Annotated in this window: 15 protein-coding genes; 4 read left to right on the top strand and 11 right to left on the bottom strand. The window is 53.5% G+C overall.

What is annotated here, in order from left to right:
* Position 1 precedes the first annotated feature (1 nt).
* From mraY to leuO, 11 genes are all read right to left on the bottom strand, one after another.
* Entirely contained in the window at positions 2 to 1084 is a 1083-nt protein-coding gene (gene mraY, locus ACFX4O_RS14910; protein ID WP_017457925.1) for a phospho-N-acetylmuramoyl-pentapeptide-transferase, read from the bottom strand.
* Complete coding sequence (murF, locus tag ACFX4O_RS14905) at positions 1078 to 2436, bottom strand: UDP-N-acetylmuramoyl-tripeptide--D-alanyl-D-alanine ligase (RefSeq protein ID WP_380209108.1); 1359 nt, start codon at positions 2434 to 2436, stop codon at positions 1078 to 1080. The genes mraY and murF overlap by 7 nt, the downstream gene beginning before the upstream one ends.
* Positions 2433 to 3920, bottom strand: coding sequence for a UDP-N-acetylmuramoyl-L-alanyl-D-glutamate--2,6-diaminopimelate ligase (gene murE, locus ACFX4O_RS14900; protein WP_380209106.1), 1488 nt, complete (start codon positions 3918 to 3920; stop codon positions 2433 to 2435). The genes murF and murE overlap by 4 nt, the downstream gene beginning before the upstream one ends.
* Positions 3907 to 5673, bottom strand: coding sequence for a peptidoglycan glycosyltransferase FtsI (locus tag ACFX4O_RS14895; RefSeq protein WP_131408087.1), 1767 nt, complete (start codon positions 5671 to 5673; stop codon positions 3907 to 3909). The genes murE and ACFX4O_RS14895 overlap by 14 nt, the downstream gene beginning before the upstream one ends.
* A 25-nt stretch (positions 5674 to 5698) precedes the next feature.
* On the bottom strand, positions 5699 to 6064 hold the full coding sequence (gene ftsL / locus ACFX4O_RS14890) for a cell division protein FtsL (RefSeq protein ID WP_131408089.1): 366 nt from the start codon (positions 6062 to 6064) through the stop codon (positions 5699 to 5701).
* Entirely contained in the window at positions 6061 to 7002 is a 942-nt protein-coding gene (gene rsmH, locus ACFX4O_RS14885) for a 16S rRNA (cytosine(1402)-N(4))-methyltransferase RsmH (RefSeq protein WP_380209233.1), read from the bottom strand. Before rsmH ends, ftsL begins: the two co-directional genes overlap by 4 nt.
* A 2-nt stretch (positions 7003 to 7004) precedes the next feature.
* Positions 7005 to 7463 carry a division/cell wall cluster transcriptional repressor MraZ gene (mraZ, locus tag ACFX4O_RS14880; RefSeq protein ID WP_017457919.1) on the bottom strand — a complete coding sequence of 153 codons (459 nt, stop codon included), beginning with the start codon at positions 7461 to 7463 and terminating at the stop codon, positions 7005 to 7007.
* A 618-nt stretch (positions 7464 to 8081) separates the two neighbouring features.
* Positions 8082 to 9086, bottom strand: coding sequence for a catabolite repressor/activator (gene cra, locus ACFX4O_RS14875; protein ID WP_380209103.1), 1005 nt, complete (start codon positions 9084 to 9086; stop codon positions 8082 to 8084).
* Between the two features lie 177 nt (positions 9087 to 9263).
* Complete coding sequence (gene ilvN, locus ACFX4O_RS14870) at positions 9264 to 9755, bottom strand: acetolactate synthase small subunit (RefSeq protein ID WP_007373137.1); 492 nt, start codon at positions 9753 to 9755, stop codon at positions 9264 to 9266.
* A gap of 2 nt (positions 9756 to 9757) precedes the next feature.
* A complete protein-coding gene (gene ilvI, locus ACFX4O_RS14865) occupies positions 9758 to 11482 on the bottom strand; it encodes an acetolactate synthase 3 large subunit (protein ID WP_380209101.1) in 1725 nt (574 codons plus the stop codon).
* 389 nt (positions 11483 to 11871) lie between these two features.
* Positions 11872 to 12816, bottom strand: coding sequence for a transcriptional regulator LeuO (gene leuO / locus ACFX4O_RS14860; RefSeq protein ID WP_380209230.1), 945 nt, complete (start codon positions 12814 to 12816; stop codon positions 11872 to 11874).
* Between the two features lie 492 nt (positions 12817 to 13308).
* Between leuO and leuL the strand changes: the two genes are divergently transcribed.
* The 4 genes from leuL to leuC all read left to right on the top strand — a co-directional run bounded on the left by leuL (position 13309) and on the right by leuC (position 17551).
* Positions 13309 to 13395, top strand: a complete 87-nt coding sequence (gene leuL / locus ACFX4O_RS14855; protein ID WP_110093646.1) for a leu operon leader peptide — start codon at positions 13309 to 13311, stop codon at positions 13393 to 13395.
* A 93-nt stretch (positions 13396 to 13488) separates the two neighbouring features.
* Positions 13489 to 15060, top strand: coding sequence for a 2-isopropylmalate synthase (leuA, locus tag ACFX4O_RS14850; protein ID WP_131408093.1), 1572 nt, complete (start codon positions 13489 to 13491; stop codon positions 15058 to 15060).
* Positions 15060 to 16151 (top strand): 3-isopropylmalate dehydrogenase, encoded by a 1092-nt coding sequence (gene leuB, locus ACFX4O_RS14845; protein WP_131408095.1) that lies wholly within the window; start codon positions 15060 to 15062, stop codon positions 16149 to 16151. Before leuA ends, leuB begins: the two co-directional genes overlap by 1 nt.
* Before the next feature lie 2 nt (positions 16152 to 16153).
* Positions 16154 to 17551, top strand: a complete 1398-nt coding sequence (leuC, locus tag ACFX4O_RS14840; protein ID WP_131408098.1) for a 3-isopropylmalate dehydratase large subunit — start codon at positions 16154 to 16156, stop codon at positions 17549 to 17551.
* Positions 17552 to 17557: the final 6 nt, after the last annotated feature.

Raw genomic sequence — 17557 nt, 5'->3', positions numbered from 1 at the left:
ATTAACGTACCTTCAGCGTTGCCAGGCCAATCAGCACCAGCATCAGCGAAATAATCCAGAAGCGCACGATCACGCGCGGTTCCGGCCAGCCTTTCAGTTCATAGTGGTGATGAATCGGCGCCATACGGAAAATACGCTGGCCACGCAGTTTGAACGAACCAACCTGCAAAATGACCGACAGTGTTTCCACCACAAACACCCCGCCCATAATCACCAGCAGGAACTCCTGACGCAGCAGCACGGCGATAATGCCCAGTGCGCCGCCCAGCGCCAGTGAACCGACATCGCCCATAAAAACCTGGGCCGGATAGGTGTTAAACCACAAGAAACCCAGCCCTGCGCCGACAATCGCCGTACAGACAATCACCAGTTCCCCTGCGTGACGCAGATAGGGAATGTGCAGGTAGTTAGCAAAATTCATGTTACCGGTCGCCCACGCCACCAGCGCAAAACCGCCGGCAACGAAGACCGTCGGCATAATCGCCAGGCCATCCAGGCCATCCGTCAGGTTGACCGCGTTACCGGTGCCAACAATCACGAAATAAGCCAGCAGAATGTAAAACATGCCCAGTTGTGGCATGACATCTTTAAAGAACGGCACCACCAACTCTGTCGCGGGTGTGTCTTTACCTGCCAGATAGAGCGCAAATGCTACGCCCAGCGCGATGACTGACATCCAGAAATACTTCCAGCGTGCAATCAGCCCTTTAGTGTCTTTGCGCACCACTTTGCGGTAATCATCGACAAAGCCAATCGCACCATAACCCACCAGCACCACCAGCACGCACCAGACGTACGGGTTGGATGGGTAGGCCCACAGCACAACAGAAACCACAATCGCGGTCAGGATCATGATCCCGCCCATCGTCGGCGTGCCGCGTTTACTAAAGTGCGATTCCGGGCCATCGGTACGCACCACCTGGCCAAAAGAGAGTTTTTGCAAGCGGGCAATCATGCGCGGCCCCATCCACAATGAGATGAAGAGCGCGGTCAGCAGGCTGACAATGGCGCGAAACGTCAAATAGGAAAAGACGTTAAAGCCGGAATAATATTTGACCAAATGTTCGGCCAGCCACACTAACATGTCCCGTTCTCCTGTAATTCGCGTACCACCTCTTCCATGGCGGAGCTACGTGAACCTTTCACCAAAATAGTAATAATTTTCTGCTCAGCGATAAGCGCTTTTAAGCGCGCTGTCACTGCCGCTTTATCGTTAAAATGCTCGCCTACGCCGCTGGCTGCGCTCAACGCTTTGCTCAACGTGCCGACGCTCAGAACTTTATCGATGCCAACGGCTTTCGCCGCTTCACCCACCTGGATGTGACACGCTTCGCTCTCATCACCCAGCTCAGCCATATCGCCAACCACCATCACCCGATAACCCGGCATTTCAGATAACACATGCGCAGCGGCGGTCATAGAACCGACGTTGGCGTTATAGGTGTCATCCAGCAGCAGTTGGTTTTCACCCAACTGAACCGGGAATAAGCGCCCTGGCACCGCTTTCAGGTTTGCCAGCCCGCGTTTTACCGCCTCCAGGCTTGCGCCAACCGCCATCGCCAGCGCTGTTGCTGCCAGCGAATTGGCGATATTGTGGCGACCCGGCAGAGGCAGAGTGACGTCCACGTTACCGGTTGGGGTTTGCAGCGTGAACTCGGTGCCGTGCGACGTCACATGCACGTTCGTCGCGGTAAAATCGCTATTTGTTGCGTTGGGTGAGAAGCGCCAGACTTTGCGATCGCCAATAATGCTCTGCCAGTTCAGCCAGTCATTGTTGTCGGCATTCATAATGGCAATACCGTTAGCCGGCAGGCCGGTGTAGATTTCCCCTTTCGCTTTCGCCACACCGGCAAGCGAGCCAAAACCTTCCAGATGCGCTGCCGCGAGGTTATTGACCAGTGCAGCTTCCGGGCGCGTCAGCCCAACAGTCCAGGCGATTTCGCCCTGGTGGTTCGCCCCCAGTTCAATCACCGCAAACTGATGTTCTTTGGTCAGGCGCAACAAGGTCATTGGCACGCCGATATCATTGTTGAGGTTGCCTGCGGTGTAGAGCGTATTGCCGCATTCGCTGAGAATGGCGGCGGTCATCTCTTTCACTGACGTCTTGCCGGAAGAACCCGTCAGCGCCACCACGCGCGTCGGCACTTGTTGACGAACCCAGGCAGCCAACTCGCCAAAAGCCTGGCGGGTATCTTTCACCACTAACTGCGGCAGGTCGATATCCAGTTTGCGGCTCACCAGCAGCGCGCCTGCGCCACCCTCTTTCGCTTTATCCGCGAAGTCGTGAGCATCAAAACGCTCCCCTTTCAATGCGACAAACAGGCAGCCCGGCGTCAATTTACGCGTGTCGCTGGTTACCGCTTCAATCACAACGTCCTGACCATGCAGTTCCGCATGTAACGTGCTGGTGAGTTGACTCAGCATTACACTAATCATGCTACTACCCCCAGCAAACGTGCCGCCGTTACGCGGTCGGAATAATCCAGACGGCGTGTACCAACAATCTGATAATCTTCATGGCCTTTACCGGCCAGCAGCACGACATCGTTCTCTTTGGCTTGCATGATGGCATTGGTCACCGCTTCCGCGCGGCCTTCCACCACGCGCGCCTGGCCCGCATCCAGCATGCCCGCGAGGATGTCGTTAATAATGGCGCGCGGCTCTTCGGTGCGCGGGTTGTCATCGGTCACGACCGGGACATCAGAGAATTGCTCAGCAATCGCACCCATTAATGGACGTTTGCCTTTATCACGATCGCCGCCGCAACCAAACACGCACCACAGCTTGCCAGTACAGTGCAGGCGCGCCGCCTGTAGCGCTTTTTCCAGCGCATCCGGCGTATGGGCGTAATCCACGACTACGGTCGGTTTACCCGGTGCACTGAACACTTCCATACGACCGCAAACCGGTTGTAGACGGGATGCTGTTTTCAGCAGTTCACTCAGCGGGTAGCCCAGCGCGAGCAGCGTCGCCAGCGCCAACAACAGGTTGCTGACGTTAAACGCGCCCATCAGGCGGCTTTCAATTTCGCCTTCCCCCCAGGAGGAGGCAAAGCGGATCGTCGCGCCGCTATCGTGATAATCAACGCTTACGGTTTTTAGCCAGCGTCCATGGCAGTCCGGGTTGATATTGTCTTCCATCGATACCGCAACGGCGTCCGGTAATTTGGCCAGCCAGCGACGGCCGACTTCGTCGTCGGCATTAATGATCGCCTGACCATAATGATGAGAAGAGAACAGCAGCCATTTCGCGGCTTCGTAGTTCGTCATATCACCGTGATAATCCAGGTGATCGCGACTTAAATTAGTAAACACGCTGGCGGCGAATTTCAGTGCCGCCACGCGATGCTGAACCAGACCGTGGGAAGAGACTTCCATCGCGGCAAACGTGGCTTTTTGCGCCACCAACCCGGCAATGACATGCTGAACGTCGACAGCTGATCCGGTGGTATTTTCCGTCGGCACGACGTTATCCAACAGACCGTTGCCCACAGTGCCCATCACCGCGCTGGTTTCGCCAAGTAACTGGCTCCACTGCGCCAGTAACTGCGTGGTCGTAGTTTTACCGTTAGTCCCGGTTACGCCGATAAGACGCAATTGCTCGGAAGGCTCACCGTAAAAACGGCCGGCCAGCGCGGAAAGGCGCTCATTCAACTGGCTGAGGTAAATGACCGGAACACCGTGCATTTCACGAATTTCACCGTCATTTGCTTCATCTTTCGCTTCAGCAATAATGGCAGCAACACCTTGCGCAATCGCCTGCGGGATATATCGACGCCCGTCCGCCTGATGACCGACCACTGCCACAAAAAGATCGCCCGATGCAGCCACACGGCTGTCGAGTGTCATCTCTCGTAGCGCTCGCGCAGGTAGCATTGGCACCCACGGAGCGAGAAGGTCGCGCAAATTACGATCTGCCACCTGATCCCTCGCCTTGATTAATTACAAATTCACTTTTTTCGCCCGTGGTCAGCGCATCCGGCTCAATGTTCATGGTGCGCAGAACGCCGCCCATGATGGCACCAAAGACCGGCGCGGACACGGCGCCACCGTAGTATTTACCCGCTTGCGGATCGTTGATGACCACCACCAGCGCAAAACGCGGGCGGCTGGCAGGCGCGACGCCAGCGGTATATGCAATGTATTTATTGATATAGCGGCCATCCGGGCCAACTTTTTTCGCCGTACCGGTTTTAATCGCGATGCGATAACCCTTGATAGCAGCTTTGACCCCGCCGCCGCCAGGCAACGCCACGCTCTCCATCATATGCACCACAGTACGGACAATGGATTCGTTGAAGATGCGCTCGCCCGGAACGGGCGGATCAACTTTGGTAATCGACAGCGGGCGGTAGATACCGTAGCTGCCAATGGTTGCGTAGACTCGCGCTAACTGTAACGGCGTTACCATTAGCCCGTAGCCGAAAGAGAAGGTGGCCCTCTCTATGTCAGACCACCGTTGTTTTTGAGGAAATAAGCCACTGCGTTCCCCGACCATCCCCAAATTGGTCGTTTTTCCCAGTCCAAAACGTGAGTAAGTATCGACTAACGCTGAGGAGGGCATCGCTAACGCCAGCTTAGAAACGCCGACGTTACTCGACTTCTGTAAGACCCCGGTAAGGGTTAATTCGCTGTATCGCGCCACGTCTTTGATTTCGTGACCATTAATACGATAAGGCACTGTATTCAGCACCGTATTCGGCGTCACCACGCCGCGCTGTAGTGCGGTCATTACTACCATCGGTTTCACGGTGGAACCCGGTTCAAATACGTCGGTAATGGCGCGGTTACGCATCGCGTCTTTCGACGTGCCGGAGAAGTTGTTTGGGTTGTAGGAAGGGCTGTTAGCCATTGCCAGCACTTCGCCAGTGTTAACATCCACCAGCACGGCGCTGCCCGACTCTGCTTTGTTAAACGCCACCGCATTATTCAGCTCGCGATAGACCAGCGCCTGCAAACGCTCATCAATGCTTAAGGCAAGATTGTGCGCTGCCTGGCTATCGGTAGACGAAATGTCTTCAATTACGCGCCCATAGCGGTCTTTACGCACAATGCGTTCGCCAGGCTGACCGGTGAGCCATTTATCAAAGCTCTTCTCAACGCCTTCAATGCCCTGGCTGTCGACGTTGGTAAAACCGATGAGGTGAGCAGTCACTTCCCCGGATGGATAGTAACGGCGTGACTCTTCGCGCAGATGAATACCCGGTAACTTCAGTTTTTTGATGTAATCACCGAGATCCGGGTTGACCTGACGCGCAAGATAAATAAAGCGCATCTTCGGGTTGGCATTGATGCGTGAAGCAAGCTGGTCGAGCGGCATATTCAGCGCATCAGAGAGCGCCTTCCAGCGATTATCCAGCGTCACGCCGCCCGCATCGTGCAGTTCTTTCGGGTCCGCCCAGATGGCTTTCACCGGCACACTCACCGCCAGCGGGCGGCCAGAACGGTCGGTTATCATCCCGCGCGACGTTGCAACTTCCTGTACACGCAGGGAACGCATATCCCCTTCGCGCACCAGCATGTCCGGATTAACAACTTGCAGATAGGCAACGCGTCCGAGCAGGAACGTCAGCGCCAGCAGAATACAACCGCAAAGCAACGCAAAACGCCAACTTACAAAGTTGGCCTGTTCTTCCTGGCGTTTCGGTTTAAGCGTTTTCGCCGCTGCTTTCATGCGTTGCGTGATTCCTTATTCATCTCTATTTCTGCACCACAATATTTTCCTGTGAGGGATCGACATGCTGCATTTGCAGCTTTTCTGTGGCGATCCGTTCAACCCGGCTATGGTCGCCGAGCGCGTTCTCTTCAAGGATCAGGTTGCGCCATTCGATATCCAGCGCGTCGCGCTCAATAACCAGTTGTTCACGCTGTGCGGTTAATAAACGCGTGTGATGTGAGGTAGTGACCACCGTCACTGCCGTCATGATGATGCAAATGAACAAGCAGAGTGGCAGTTTCCCAAATCGCAAAAGATCGTCGCCGATCACGCCAGGCAAAGCATGGCGCTCGTTGCTTCCTAACGATCCCTTCACTTTGCTCAGGGTCTCTGTCACTCTGCCGATCATGCGTTCGTCCTCTCTGCAATGCGCAGAACTGAACTACGGGCACGTGGGTTTTCAGCCACTTCTTCTTCACCCGGCATCAACTTTCCTAAGGCTCGCAGATGACGACCACCCAGTTTCCTGAGTTGCTCTTCGGTCATCGGCAGCCCAGCAGGAACCTGCGGGCCACGGCTTTGCTCACGCATAAAGCGTTTAACAATGCGGTCTTCCAGTGAATGGAAGCTGATAATCGAAAGCCGCCCTCCCGGGGCAAGTACGCCTAGCGAGTTTTTTAGCGCCAGCTCTATCTCCTCCAGTTCACTGTTTACCCAAATGCGCACCGCCTGGAAGGTACGGGTCGCGGGATGTTTGAATTTGTCCTTCACCGGTGTCGCCGCCGCCACAACTTCCGCCAATTCTTTGGTGCGGGTGATGGGATCGAGGCGGTTACGCTCAACAATGGCGCGGGCAATACGTTTGGCAAAGCGCTCCTCGCCAAAGGTTTTCAAAACCCAGGCGATATCGGCTTCCTCAGCGGTTTGCAACCATTCAGCGGCAGACTGACCGCGAGTGGGATCCATACGCATATCTAACGGACCATCGCGCATAAAGGAGAAGCCGCGTTCCGCATCGTCAAGCTGTGGTGAAGAGACGCCAAGATCGAGGAGAATGCCGTCGATCTTGCCAACAAGGTCACGCTCGCTGACGTAATCAGCAAGCGCGGAAAAGGGACCATGAATGATGGAGAAGCGGGGATCATCAATGGTTTGTGCAACAGCAATCGCCTGCGGATCGCGATCGATCGCCAGCAAACGCCCTTCCGCTCCCAATTGGGAGAGGATCAAGCGCGAGTGGCCACCGCGACCGAAAGTGCCATCGATGTAAATGCCATCCGGACGAATGTTCAGGCCGTTAACGGCCTCATCCAGCAGCACCGTCGTGTGTTTAAAATTTTCCATCATCATTACAGAGACAAATCCTGCAACCGGTCCGAAAGCGCTTCGGAACCTGATTGCTCAGCGTCGATATCTTCCTTGACCTGTTGATACCAGGTCGTTTCATCCCACAGCTCAAATTTATTGAACTGCCCGACCAGCATCACTTCTTTCGTTAACCCGGCGTGTTGCCGTAAAACAGGCGCAATCAAAATACGCCCGGCGCTATCCATCTGGCACTCGCTGGCATGCCCCAGCAATAAACGTTGCACGCGCCGTTCGAGCGGATTCATGCTCGACAGACGCGACAGTTTTTGCTCGATAATTTCCCATTCGGGCAAAGGGTAAAGCAGCAGGCATGAGTGACGGATGTCAATGGTACAAACCATTTGACCGGAGGCATTCTCCTGCAGCAAATCCCGATATCGGGTGGGAACGGATAACCGCCCTTTGCTGTCGAGATTGACTAACGTCGCGCCACGGAACATATCCGATTCACCCCCAGTGACCCTTTTACACCACTTTATCCCACAAATCCCCACTGAGGGAGTTTACGGAGCGGAGGAAAAGCTTGTCAAGCTAGCGCAATGGCTAACCAGAACAAAAGATCCCTTATTTGCAGTGAATATCTGCGTCGGTGAAATAGTGCTCAGCTTACGAGGCAAATTAACGTCATGAATATTTGCAAGAAAAAAAACAGAATATGCGCACGCGCGTTTAAAACCATTCAATTTCTGCGCGCGAAATATAAAGTGTCAGTTTGCGACGCGGGCGGCATTTTAAGACATATTGAAGAGAGTTAACAGCACCAGTTACATCAACGTGCCCATAGCTCGGCGGCATTTCAGCAGGGATAAAATCCCTACGCGATAAATGAACGTTAATTCAATGCACGTGGCATTTTTTAGATGTAACAATTCAATACAAAAATCGGGATAAGTTACTTCTCAATAACCCTTTAAAAATGTTTTTTAAGAATGGGCAAAATAAATTAACAGCAGCCATTGGGAAATTAAGGATTTATCTTAGGAGAGTCTCAACAATAATTTGATTAAAGGTAAAGTGTAAATACTTAAAAGGCAGCTCTCGCTGCCTTTCATCCGAAACTATACTCGACTAAGAATGCCGCGACGGTAGAGATTACGGCGGATACGGCTAAGCCCGGCTTTCGGTTTACGTGGCTCATCAAGGCTTGCCAGCACGATTTCCAACACACGTTCGGCCACATCGCGATGGCGCTGCGCCACTGCGAGCACCGGGCATTGCAAGAAATCCAGCAATTCATGATCGCCGAACGTGGCAATTGCCAAATCAGAAGGCAGCTTGCCGTCGCGACGCAGCGTCACATCCAGGACACCCTGCAATAAGGCAAACGAGGTGATAAACATCGCTTGCGGCATCGGATTGGTTTCCAGCCATTTTTCAAACAGCTGTGCAGCAGCTTCCCGCTCATAACTGTTGGCGTAGAGATACTGAACCTCGCGCGGATCGTCTTTCCACGCAGTACGAAAGCCCTGCTCACGCAAAAAACTCACCGACAGTTCGGGTAAAGCGCCAAGATAAAGCACGCGATCCGCCGGGAATTTACGCAACTCCTCCGCCAACATTTCCGAGTCGTCCTGATCGGCACCGACAACACTGGTGAAGTGTTCGCGATCCAGTGCGCGATCCAGTGCGACAATCGGAAATGAGTCATTAGCCCAACGCTGATAGAACGGGTGCTCCGGCGGAAGCGAAGTGGACACGATAATCGCGTCCACCTGCCGTTGAAGTAAATGTTCAATACAACGCATTTCGTTGTCAGGCTGATCTTCAGAGCAGGCAATCAGAAGCTGATAGCCGCGCTGACGCGCCTGGCGCTCCAGATAGTTGGCAATGCGCGTGTAGCTCGTGTTTTCAAGATCGGGGATAACCAACCCAATCGAGCGAGTTCGTCCTGCTCGCAGCCCAGCCGCCACCGCGTTCGGGTGGTAGTTATGCTCACGAACAACCGCCATGACTTTCTCGACGGTTTTGTCGCTGACACGATACTGCTTCGCCTTACCATTAATGACGTAGCTGGCCGTGGTTCGTGAGACGCCGGCTAGCCGGGCGATTTCATCCAGTTTCACAATTGCCCCTTAAAATAATGCACTCCATAACCTTTTTAGGGATATAGGTTAATTTCCATAACATCTAAGCGCAGAATACTCACTGCGGCAACCGCTTTTGTATCGGGCTCCGTATGATTTCGCAAAAAAAAGCCCGGCGTAAGAGGCCGGGCTGATAAATGGAGAGAACGATCACGATCAGCGCATGATTTTGTCACCGCGCGACAAACCCACCACGCCAGACCGCGCGACTTCGACGATTTTCGCGACATCGCGGATCGTCGCCAGAAACGCATCCAGTTTGTCGCTGGTTCCGGCAAGCTGAACCGTATAAATAGACGGGGTGACATCGATGATTTGTCCACGGAAAATTTCCGCGTTGCGTTTCACCTCTTCACGCCCGTAGCCGCTGGCCTGGATCTTCACCAGCATGATCTCGCGTTCAACATACGCGCCTTGCCCCAATTCATTGACGCGCAACACATCAACCAGTTTGTGCAGTTGCTTTTCGATCTGCTCAAGCACTTTCTGATCGCCAACGGTCTGGATAGTCATCCTTGATAATGTAGGATCATCGGTTGGCGCAACCGTCAGGCTTTCAATATTGTAACCACGCTGAGAGAACAGACCAATCACGCGCGATAACGCGCCTGATTCATTTTCCAGTAACACAGACAATATCCGGCGCATAATCAGGTTCTCTCCGTTTTGCTTAACCACATCTCATCCATACCGCCACCGCGGATCTGCATCGGATAAACGTGTTCACTACCGTCAACGGTAACGTCAACAAACACCAGCCGATTGTTTTTCACCTGCTCCAGTGCTTCAGCCAGCTTCGCTTCCAGCTCATCCGGGCGCGTAATGCGGATCCCAACGTGACCATAAGCTTCCGCAAGACGGGCGAAATCAGGCAGCGATTCCATATACGACTGCGAATGGCGACCAGAGTAAATCATGTCCTGCCACTGCTTCACCATGCCCAGGTAACGGTTGTTCAGATTGAGCACCAGCACCGGCAATTCATACTGTAATGCAGTAGAAAGCTCCTGAATGTTCATCTGAATACTGCCGTCGCCGGTTACGCAAATTACCGTCTCATCCGGCAACGCCATCTTCACACCGAGCGCCGCAGGTAGGCCAAACCCCATCGTGCCCAACCCGCCGGAGTTAATCCAGCGACGCGGCTTATCAAAGCGGTAATAAAGCGCGGCGAACATTTGATGCTGACCAACATCCGATGTCACGTAAGCCTCGCCCTTTGTCAGACGCCAGGCCGCTTCAATCACCGCCTGCGGTTTAATGCTCTCACTTTGCGTATCGTATTTCAGACACTGGCGGGCGCGCCATTGATCGATGCGCAGCCACCAGTCGCGAATCTCATCTAACGGCTGCGGATACTCTTCTTGCTCCAGCAAATCCAGCATCTGTTCCAGCACCAGTCGCGCATCGCCAACAATCGGGATATCTGCCTGCACGGTTTTGGAAATGGATGTGGGATCGATATCGATATGCAGCACCGTCGCATCCGGGCAATACTTCGCCAGATTGTTGGTGGTGCGATCGTCAAAACGCACGCCAACGGCAAAGATTACGTCCGAATGGTGCATCGTCATATTGGCTTCGTAAGTACCGTGCATACCCAGCATGCCGAGCGCCTGGCGGTGGGAAGCAGGAAATGCTCCCAGCCCCATTAATGAAGAAACCACCGGCAAATTCAATTTTTCAGCAAGCTGTCGTAATGGCGCTTCACTGGCTGAGTTGATTGCGCCACCACCAACATAGACCACTGGCTTTTTCGCCGCCGCCAGCGTTTGTAATGCGCGCTTAATCTGCCCTTTATGTCCCTGAGTTGTCGGGTTATAGGAACGCATACTGACAGATTCCGGCCAGACGTAAGGCAGCTTATTGGCCGGGTTCATAAGGTCTTTCGGCAAATCGACCACTACCGGTCCAGGACGACCGCTGGCGGCAAGCCAGAAAGCTTTCTTTAATACACCGGGGATATCTTCCGTTTGCTTGACTAAAAAACTGTGCTTAACCACCGGGCGGGAGATGCCCACCATGTCGCACTCCTGGAAGGCATCATAACCAATCAGCGACGTTGCAACCTGACCGGAGAGCACCACCAGCGGAATAGAATCCATATAGGCCGTGGCGATGCCGGTGATGGCGTTGGTCGCACCGGGGCCGGAAGTGACCAGCACTACGCCCACTTCGCCCGTCGCACGTGCCAGCCCATCGGCCATATGTACTGCCGCCTGCTCATGGCGAACCAGCACGTGTTCAATACCGCCGACCGTATGCAGGGCATCGTAGATATCAAGAACCGCGCCTCCGGGATAGCCGAATACTTTCTTTACGCCTTGATCGATAAGCGATCGGACGACCATCTCGGCTCCAGACAACATCTCCATGCTTTGCCTCCAGGCTTACGTTTGTCGACTGACGGCGAAAATCATTTCCGCGCGGTCGCTCTCTGTTCAGAACAGGAAATCCCTGCACTCTGATTATGAATGGCAGTTACCATAACCGCTCAAAATCTGGCAGGCAATTAGCAAGCTCTTGCGGCGAACCCTGTGCAAAAGTGAAAAAACGAGGTCAAAAACTCAGAATTGGTGGAAACATCTGTGATAAGCAAAGACGATGACCATTCATCATCCGAATACGAAGTTGTCCAGTAATTGATCCATTTTTGCAACATCGTCTGTCATTGCGACAGACTTAAATCAGGACAAAATACTGCCAGAAAAAAACAGAGCAGAATAACCAAGCATTTTTACCGCTGGATGATTCTGCTCAATGGTTAATGGCTACACACCGACACCAGAAGTTCTTCCATCCATTGATGGCCCTTATCTCTGCCCGCGGCTTCGTGCCAAGAGAGATAACATGTGCGGTTCTTGAGATCTAACGGTAGCGGCAGCATCTCTAAATCCAGCCCTTCAGCAAATGTCTTCACTAACCAGCGCGGAGCAATCGCCACCAGATGTGTTTGTGAAACCACGCTTAATACGCTGGTTAGCGCCATCCCCTGGTAAGCAATGCAACTGCGTTTATCTACGCTGTCATACCATGGCTGGCTAAATGAGGCATACCTGTCCAGCGAAACCACCGCATGCTGTTCTCTGAAGACGGCGTTTTCTGTGGTAAGCGTATTGAGGCGGGGGTGCCGGTGGCTGGCGACCAACACCATTTCATCATTAAATAGCGAGATACACGAAAATTCCGGTCGGCGAAACTCTTCGTAGCCAATCACAAACTCAATTTCCTGATAACGCAGCTGATGCTCGGTACTGTGATTAAGATCGGATTTAAACACCAAATTAATACCGGGGGCGATTTTCTCCACGCTGTTGTAAATCGCTGACGTTAAAAGATTATCCAGTGGGCTACAAACACAAAGATTAAATATGCGTTCACTACTCAGCGGATCGAACCCGGAACCGGGCAGTTCATTTTGCACCAGTTGCAGCGCCTGGCGGATAGAGCCAAAGAGTTGATACGAACGTGCAGTTGGTTGGATTCCACGACCATAGCGAACAAAAAGTTCGTCATTAAACATGACCTTAAGCCGCGCCACAGCATTACTTACTGCGGGTTGCGACATTCCCAGAGCATGTGCCGCGCGGGTGATATTTTGCTCCTGCATAACTGCATCAAAAACAGTCAGTAAATTGAGATCGACAGAACGTAACTGCGGTTTCCCCTCTTCATTAACGTGCTGATTATAAACGTCTTCCCCAGGCATTTTGCAATCCGTCGTCATCATGAGCTCCCTCGACCTGCGTAATAATAATATTCAGGAAGATGATTTATCACGCATATAGCATTATTAGAAGTGTGGTGTGACAAATTAGGAATATATAAAGCTCCTGTTTTATTTTCGTGGCGAATGAAAATTTTATATTTCACCTTAAATGAGTGGTTCTCTTCATATATTTTTACGTTGGCAAACATTCTGTAATCTCAATAAAAATATATCTCTACCTCTTTTTTTCTGAACATATCAATCGAGAATTCGCTTCGCGTTTGTGGAAGACTTTAAATAATGCATTGCGCCCGATACAAACGGCCACTTGTAAGCATGAAAAACGCATTTCCGTCACGCAGACAGAATTATTAACTAAAGCGCAACAAAATAATCGGCGCTCTCCAGCCACGCTTTTCAGACGAGGGGTTGACATTAACTGACGTATCCAGTACCACTAAAAGCATATCGCATTCACCTGGAGCATGATTCATGATTCGCAACGTCGGTTTCGCTGGTCTACTACTACTAAACGCATCTCTCGTGCGCGGTAGACCGGTGGGCGACATTCTGAGTTGAATCGTCCTTCCAGTTAAGACTAAGAACCCGCGCCTTGGCGCGGGTTTTTTTATGCTCGTAGCGAGGCGACCTAAGAGAAAAAGGACCTAAACCATGAGCCAGCAAGTCGTTATTTTCGATACCACATTACGTGATGGTGAACAGGCGTTACAGGCGAGCCTGAGCGTGAAAGAGAAGCTGCAAATCGCCCTCGCGCTGGAGCGTATGGGCGTCGATGTGATGGAAGTGGGTTTTCCGGTCTCGTCCCCGGGCGATTTTGAATCCGTACAAACCATTGCGCGCCAGGTGAAGAACAGCCGCGTTTGCGCCCTCGCCCGCTGCGTCGAAAAAGATATTGATGTTGCAGCAGAGTCGTTAAAAGTTGCCGAAGCGTTCCGTATCCACACGTTCATCGCCACTTCGCCAATGCATATCGCCACTAAGCTGCGCAGCACGCTGGATGAAGTGATTGAACGTGCCATTTACATGGTTAAGCGCGCTCGCAACTATACCGACGACGTAGAATTTTCGTGTGAGGATGCAGGCCGCACCCCGATTGACGATCTGGCGCGCGTCGTTGAAGCCGCCATCAACGCCGGTGCGAAAACCATCAATATCCCGGACACCGTCGGCTACACCATGCCGTTCGAGTTCGCCAATATCATCTCCGGGCTGTACGAACGCGTACCGAATATCGATAAAGCCATTATCTCTGTTCACACCCATGACGACTTAGGCTTAGCCGTGGGCAACGCCATCGCCGCAGTGCATGCCGGCGCGCGCCAGGTAGAAGGCGCAATGAACGGTATCGGCGAACGCGCCGGTAACTGCTCGCTGGAAGAGGTGATCATGGCAATTAAAGTGCGCAAAGACATCATGAACGTGCACACCCAAATCAATCACCATGAAATCTGGCGCACCAGCCAGACCGTCAGTCAGATTTGCAATATGCCGATTCCGGCGAACAAAGCGATTGTTGGCACCGGCGCATTCGCCCACTCGTCTGGTATTCACCAGGATGGCGTGCTGAAAAACCGCGAAAACTACGAAATCATGACCCCGGAATCCATCGGTCTGAACCAGGTTCAGTTGAACCTGACATCCCGTTCCGGCCGCGCGGCAGTGAAACACCGCATGGAAGAGATGGGCTACCAAGAAGCCGACTACAACCTGGATAACCTGTATGACGCATTCCTGAAGCTGGCGGATAAAAAAGGCCAGGTCTTTGATTACGATTTGGAAGCGCTGGCATTCATCAATAAACAGCAGGAAGAGCCAGAACATTTCCGCCTGGATTACTTCAGCGTGCAGTCCGGTTCCAACGATATCGCCACCGCGTCCGTGAAGCTGGCGTGTGGCGACGAGATCAAAGCCGAAGCCGCCAACGGCAACGGCCCGATCGATGCGGTCTACCAGGCCATTAACCGCGTGACGGCCTATGACATCGAACTGGTGAAATATGATTTGAGCGCCAAAGGCCAGGGCAAAGATGCTCTGGGTCAGGTTGATATCGTCGCGAACTACAACGGTCGCCGCTTCCACGGCGTCGGTCTGGCGACCGATATTGTGGAATCCTCCGCCAAAGCCATGGTGCATGTGCTGAACAACATCTGGCGCGCCGCCGAAGTTGAAAAAGAGTTGCAACGCCAGGCTCAGAACAAAGAGAACAACAAGGAAACCGTGTGATGTCGAAGAATTACCATATTGCTGTGCTGCCGGGTGACGGTATTGGCCCGGAAGTGATGGCACAAGCCCTGAAAGTCCTGGAAGCCGTGCGTAACCGTTTTGGTATGCGTATTTCCACCAGCCATTATGATGTTGGCGGCATCGCCATCGATCGTCACGGCAACCCACTGCCGCAGGCCACGGTTGAAGGCTGCGAACAAGCCGACGCAATTCTGTTCGGCTCCGTCGGCGGCCCGAAATGGGAAAATCTGCCCCCGGCGCAACAGCCGGAGCGCGGCGCACTGCTGCCGCTGCGTAAACACTTCAAACTGTTCAGCAATTTGCGCCCGGCAAAACTGTATCAGGGGCTGGAAGCATTCTGTCCGCTGCGCGAAGACATCGCCGCCAACGGCTTCGACATTCTGTGCGTGCGTGAACTGACCGGCGGCATCTACTTCGGTCAACCAAAAGGCCGCGAAGGCAGCGGCCAGCATGAAAAGGCATTTGATACCGAAATCTATCACCGTTTTGAAATCGAGCGTATTGCACGTATCGCGTTTGAATCAGCGCGTAAACGCCGCAAAAAAGTGCACTCGATTGATAAAGCCAACGTGCTGCAAACCTCGCTGTTGTGGCGCGAGATCGTCAACGAAATCGCCGGGGAATACCCGGACGTTGAGCTGACGCACATGTATATCGACAACGCCACCATGCAGCTGATTAAAGATCCATCCCAGTTTGACGTGCTGCTGTGCTCCAACCTGTTCGGCGACATTCTTTCCGATGAGTGCGCCATGATCACCGGTTCGATGGGCATGTTGCCTTCTGCCAGCCTGAACGAACAAGGTTTTGGTCTGTATGAACCGGCAGGCGGCTCCGCGCCGGATATCGCCGGGAAAAATATTGCCAACCCGATTGCGCAGATCCTGTCACTGGCGCTGTTGCTGCGCTACAGCCTGAATGCAGGCGACGCGGCTGACGCCATCGAAGGCGCTATCAATCGTGCATTAGAAGAAGGCGTGCGCACCGGCGACTTGTCCCGTGGCGCAGCCGCTGTCAGTACCGATGAGATGGGCGACATCATCGCTCGTTATGTCGCCGAAGGGGTGTAATCATGGCTAAGAGCTTGTACGAAAAGTTGTTTGACGCCCATGTGGTCTATGAAGCGCCGAACGAAACCCCGCTGTTGTATATCGACCGCCACCTGGTGCACGAAGTGACATCACCGCAGGCGTTCGACGGGTTGCGCGCGCACCATCGCCCGGTGCGCCAGCCGGGTAAAACGTTCGCAACAATGGATCACAACGTCTCGACGCAAACCAAAGATATCAATGCTTCCGGCGAGATGGCGCGTATTCAGATGCAGGAGTTGATCAAAAACTGCAACGAATTCGGCGTTGAACTGTATGACCTGAACCACCCGTATCAGGGCATCGTCCACGTGATGGGGCCAGAACAGGGCATCACCCTGCCGGGCATGACCATCGTTTGTGGCGATTCCCACACCGCAACTCACGGCGCATTTGGCGCGCTGGCTTTCGGTATCGGGACATCGGAAGTGGAACACGTTCTGGCGACGCAAACCCTGAAACAGGGTCGCGCCAAAACCATGAAGATTGAAGTCAAAGGCACGGCAGCACCTGGGATCACCGCAAAAGATATCGTGCTGGCGATCATTGGTAAAACCGGCAGCGCTGGCGGAACCGGGCACGTCGTTGAGTTTTGCGGTGACGCCATTCGTGCGCTGAGCATGGAAGGCCGGATGACGCTGTGCAATATGGCGATTGAGATGGGCGCAAAAGCCGGTCTGGTGGCCCCGGATGAAACCACGTTTAACTATGTGCAGGGCCGTTTGCACGCGCCGAAGGGCAAAGACTTTGATGATGCGGTCGCCTGGTGGAAAACCCTGCACACTGATGAAGGCGCGGTTTTCGACACCGTCGTAACCCTGCAGGCAGAAGAGATCGCCCCGCAGGTGACCTGGGGCACCAACCCAGGCCAGGTCATTTCAGTGACCGACATTATTCCCGATCCAGCCTCGTTCGCCGATCCGGTTGAGCGGGCCTCTGCGGAAAAAGCGCTGGCCTATATGGGGCTGAAAGCCGGTGTGCCGCTGACTGAAGTGGCTATTGATAAAGTCTTTATCGGCTCCTGCACTAACTCGCGCATCGAAGATTTGCGCGCAGCGGCGGAAATCGCCAAAGGGCGCAAAGTCGCACCGGGTGTGCAGGCGCTGGTAGTGCCTGGTTCCGGCCCCGTGAAAGCACAGGCCGAAGCCGAAGGTCTGGACAAGATCTTTATTGAAGCCGGTTTTGAATGGCGCTTGCCGGGTTGCTCCATGTGCCTGGCCATGAATAACGATCGCCTGAATCCGGGCGAACGCTGCGCATCGACCAGTAACCGTAACTTTGAAGGCCGCCAGGGTCGCGGTGGACGCACGCATCTGGTCAGCCCGGCGATGGCTGCTGCTGCTGCCGTAACCGGTCATTTCACTGATATTCGCAGCTTGTAAGGAGAA

Source organism: Kosakonia sp. YIM B13571, from assembly GCF_042788095.1.
Lineage (GTDB): Bacteria > Pseudomonadota > Gammaproteobacteria > Enterobacterales > Enterobacteriaceae > Kosakonia > Kosakonia quasisacchari.
The sequence above is the reverse complement of the archived record's forward strand: the minus strand, read 5'-3'. Positions and strand labels throughout refer to the sequence as shown.

Bases quoted from the DNA above. Each gene is read 5' to 3' on its own strand.
- mraY (WP_017457925.1), bottom strand. From the start codon at position 1,084: ATGTTAGTGTGGCTGGCCGAACATTTGGTCAAATATTATTCCGGCTTT.
- murF (WP_380209108.1), bottom strand. From the start codon at position 2,436: ATGATTAGTGTAATGCTGAGTCAACTCACCAGCACGTTACATGCGGAA.
- ACFX4O_RS14895 (WP_131408087.1), bottom strand. From the start codon at position 5,673: ATGAAAGCAGCGGCGAAAACGCTTAAACCGAAACGCCAGGAAGAACAG.
- ftsL (WP_131408089.1), bottom strand. From the start codon at position 6,064: ATGATCGGCAGAGTGACAGAGACCCTGAGCAAAGTGAAGGGATCGTTA.
- rsmH (WP_380209233.1), bottom strand. From the start codon at position 7,002: ATGATGGAAAATTTTAAACACACGACGGTGCTGCTGGATGAGGCCGTT.
- mraZ (WP_017457919.1), bottom strand. From the start codon at position 7,463: ATGTTCCGTGGCGCGACGTTAGTCAATCTCGACAGCAAAGGGCGGTTA.
- ilvN (WP_007373137.1), bottom strand. From the start codon at position 9,755: ATGCGCCGGATATTGTCTGTGTTACTGGAAAATGAATCAGGCGCGTTA.
- ilvI (WP_380209101.1), bottom strand. From the start codon at position 11,482: ATGGAGATGTTGTCTGGAGCCGAGATGGTCGTCCGATCGCTTATCGAT.
- leuO (WP_380209230.1), bottom strand. From the start codon at position 12,816: ATGCCTGGGGAAGACGTTTATAATCAGCACGTTAATGAAGAGGGGAAA.
- leuL (WP_110093646.1), top strand. From the start codon at position 13,309: ATGATTCGCAACGTCGGTTTCGCTGGTCTACTACTACTAAACGCATCT.
- leuA (WP_131408093.1), top strand. From the start codon at position 13,489: ATGAGCCAGCAAGTCGTTATTTTCGATACCACATTACGTGATGGTGAA.
- leuB (WP_131408095.1), top strand. From the start codon at position 15,060: ATGTCGAAGAATTACCATATTGCTGTGCTGCCGGGTGACGGTATTGGC.
- leuC (WP_131408098.1), top strand. From the start codon at position 16,154: ATGGCTAAGAGCTTGTACGAAAAGTTGTTTGACGCCCATGTGGTCTAT.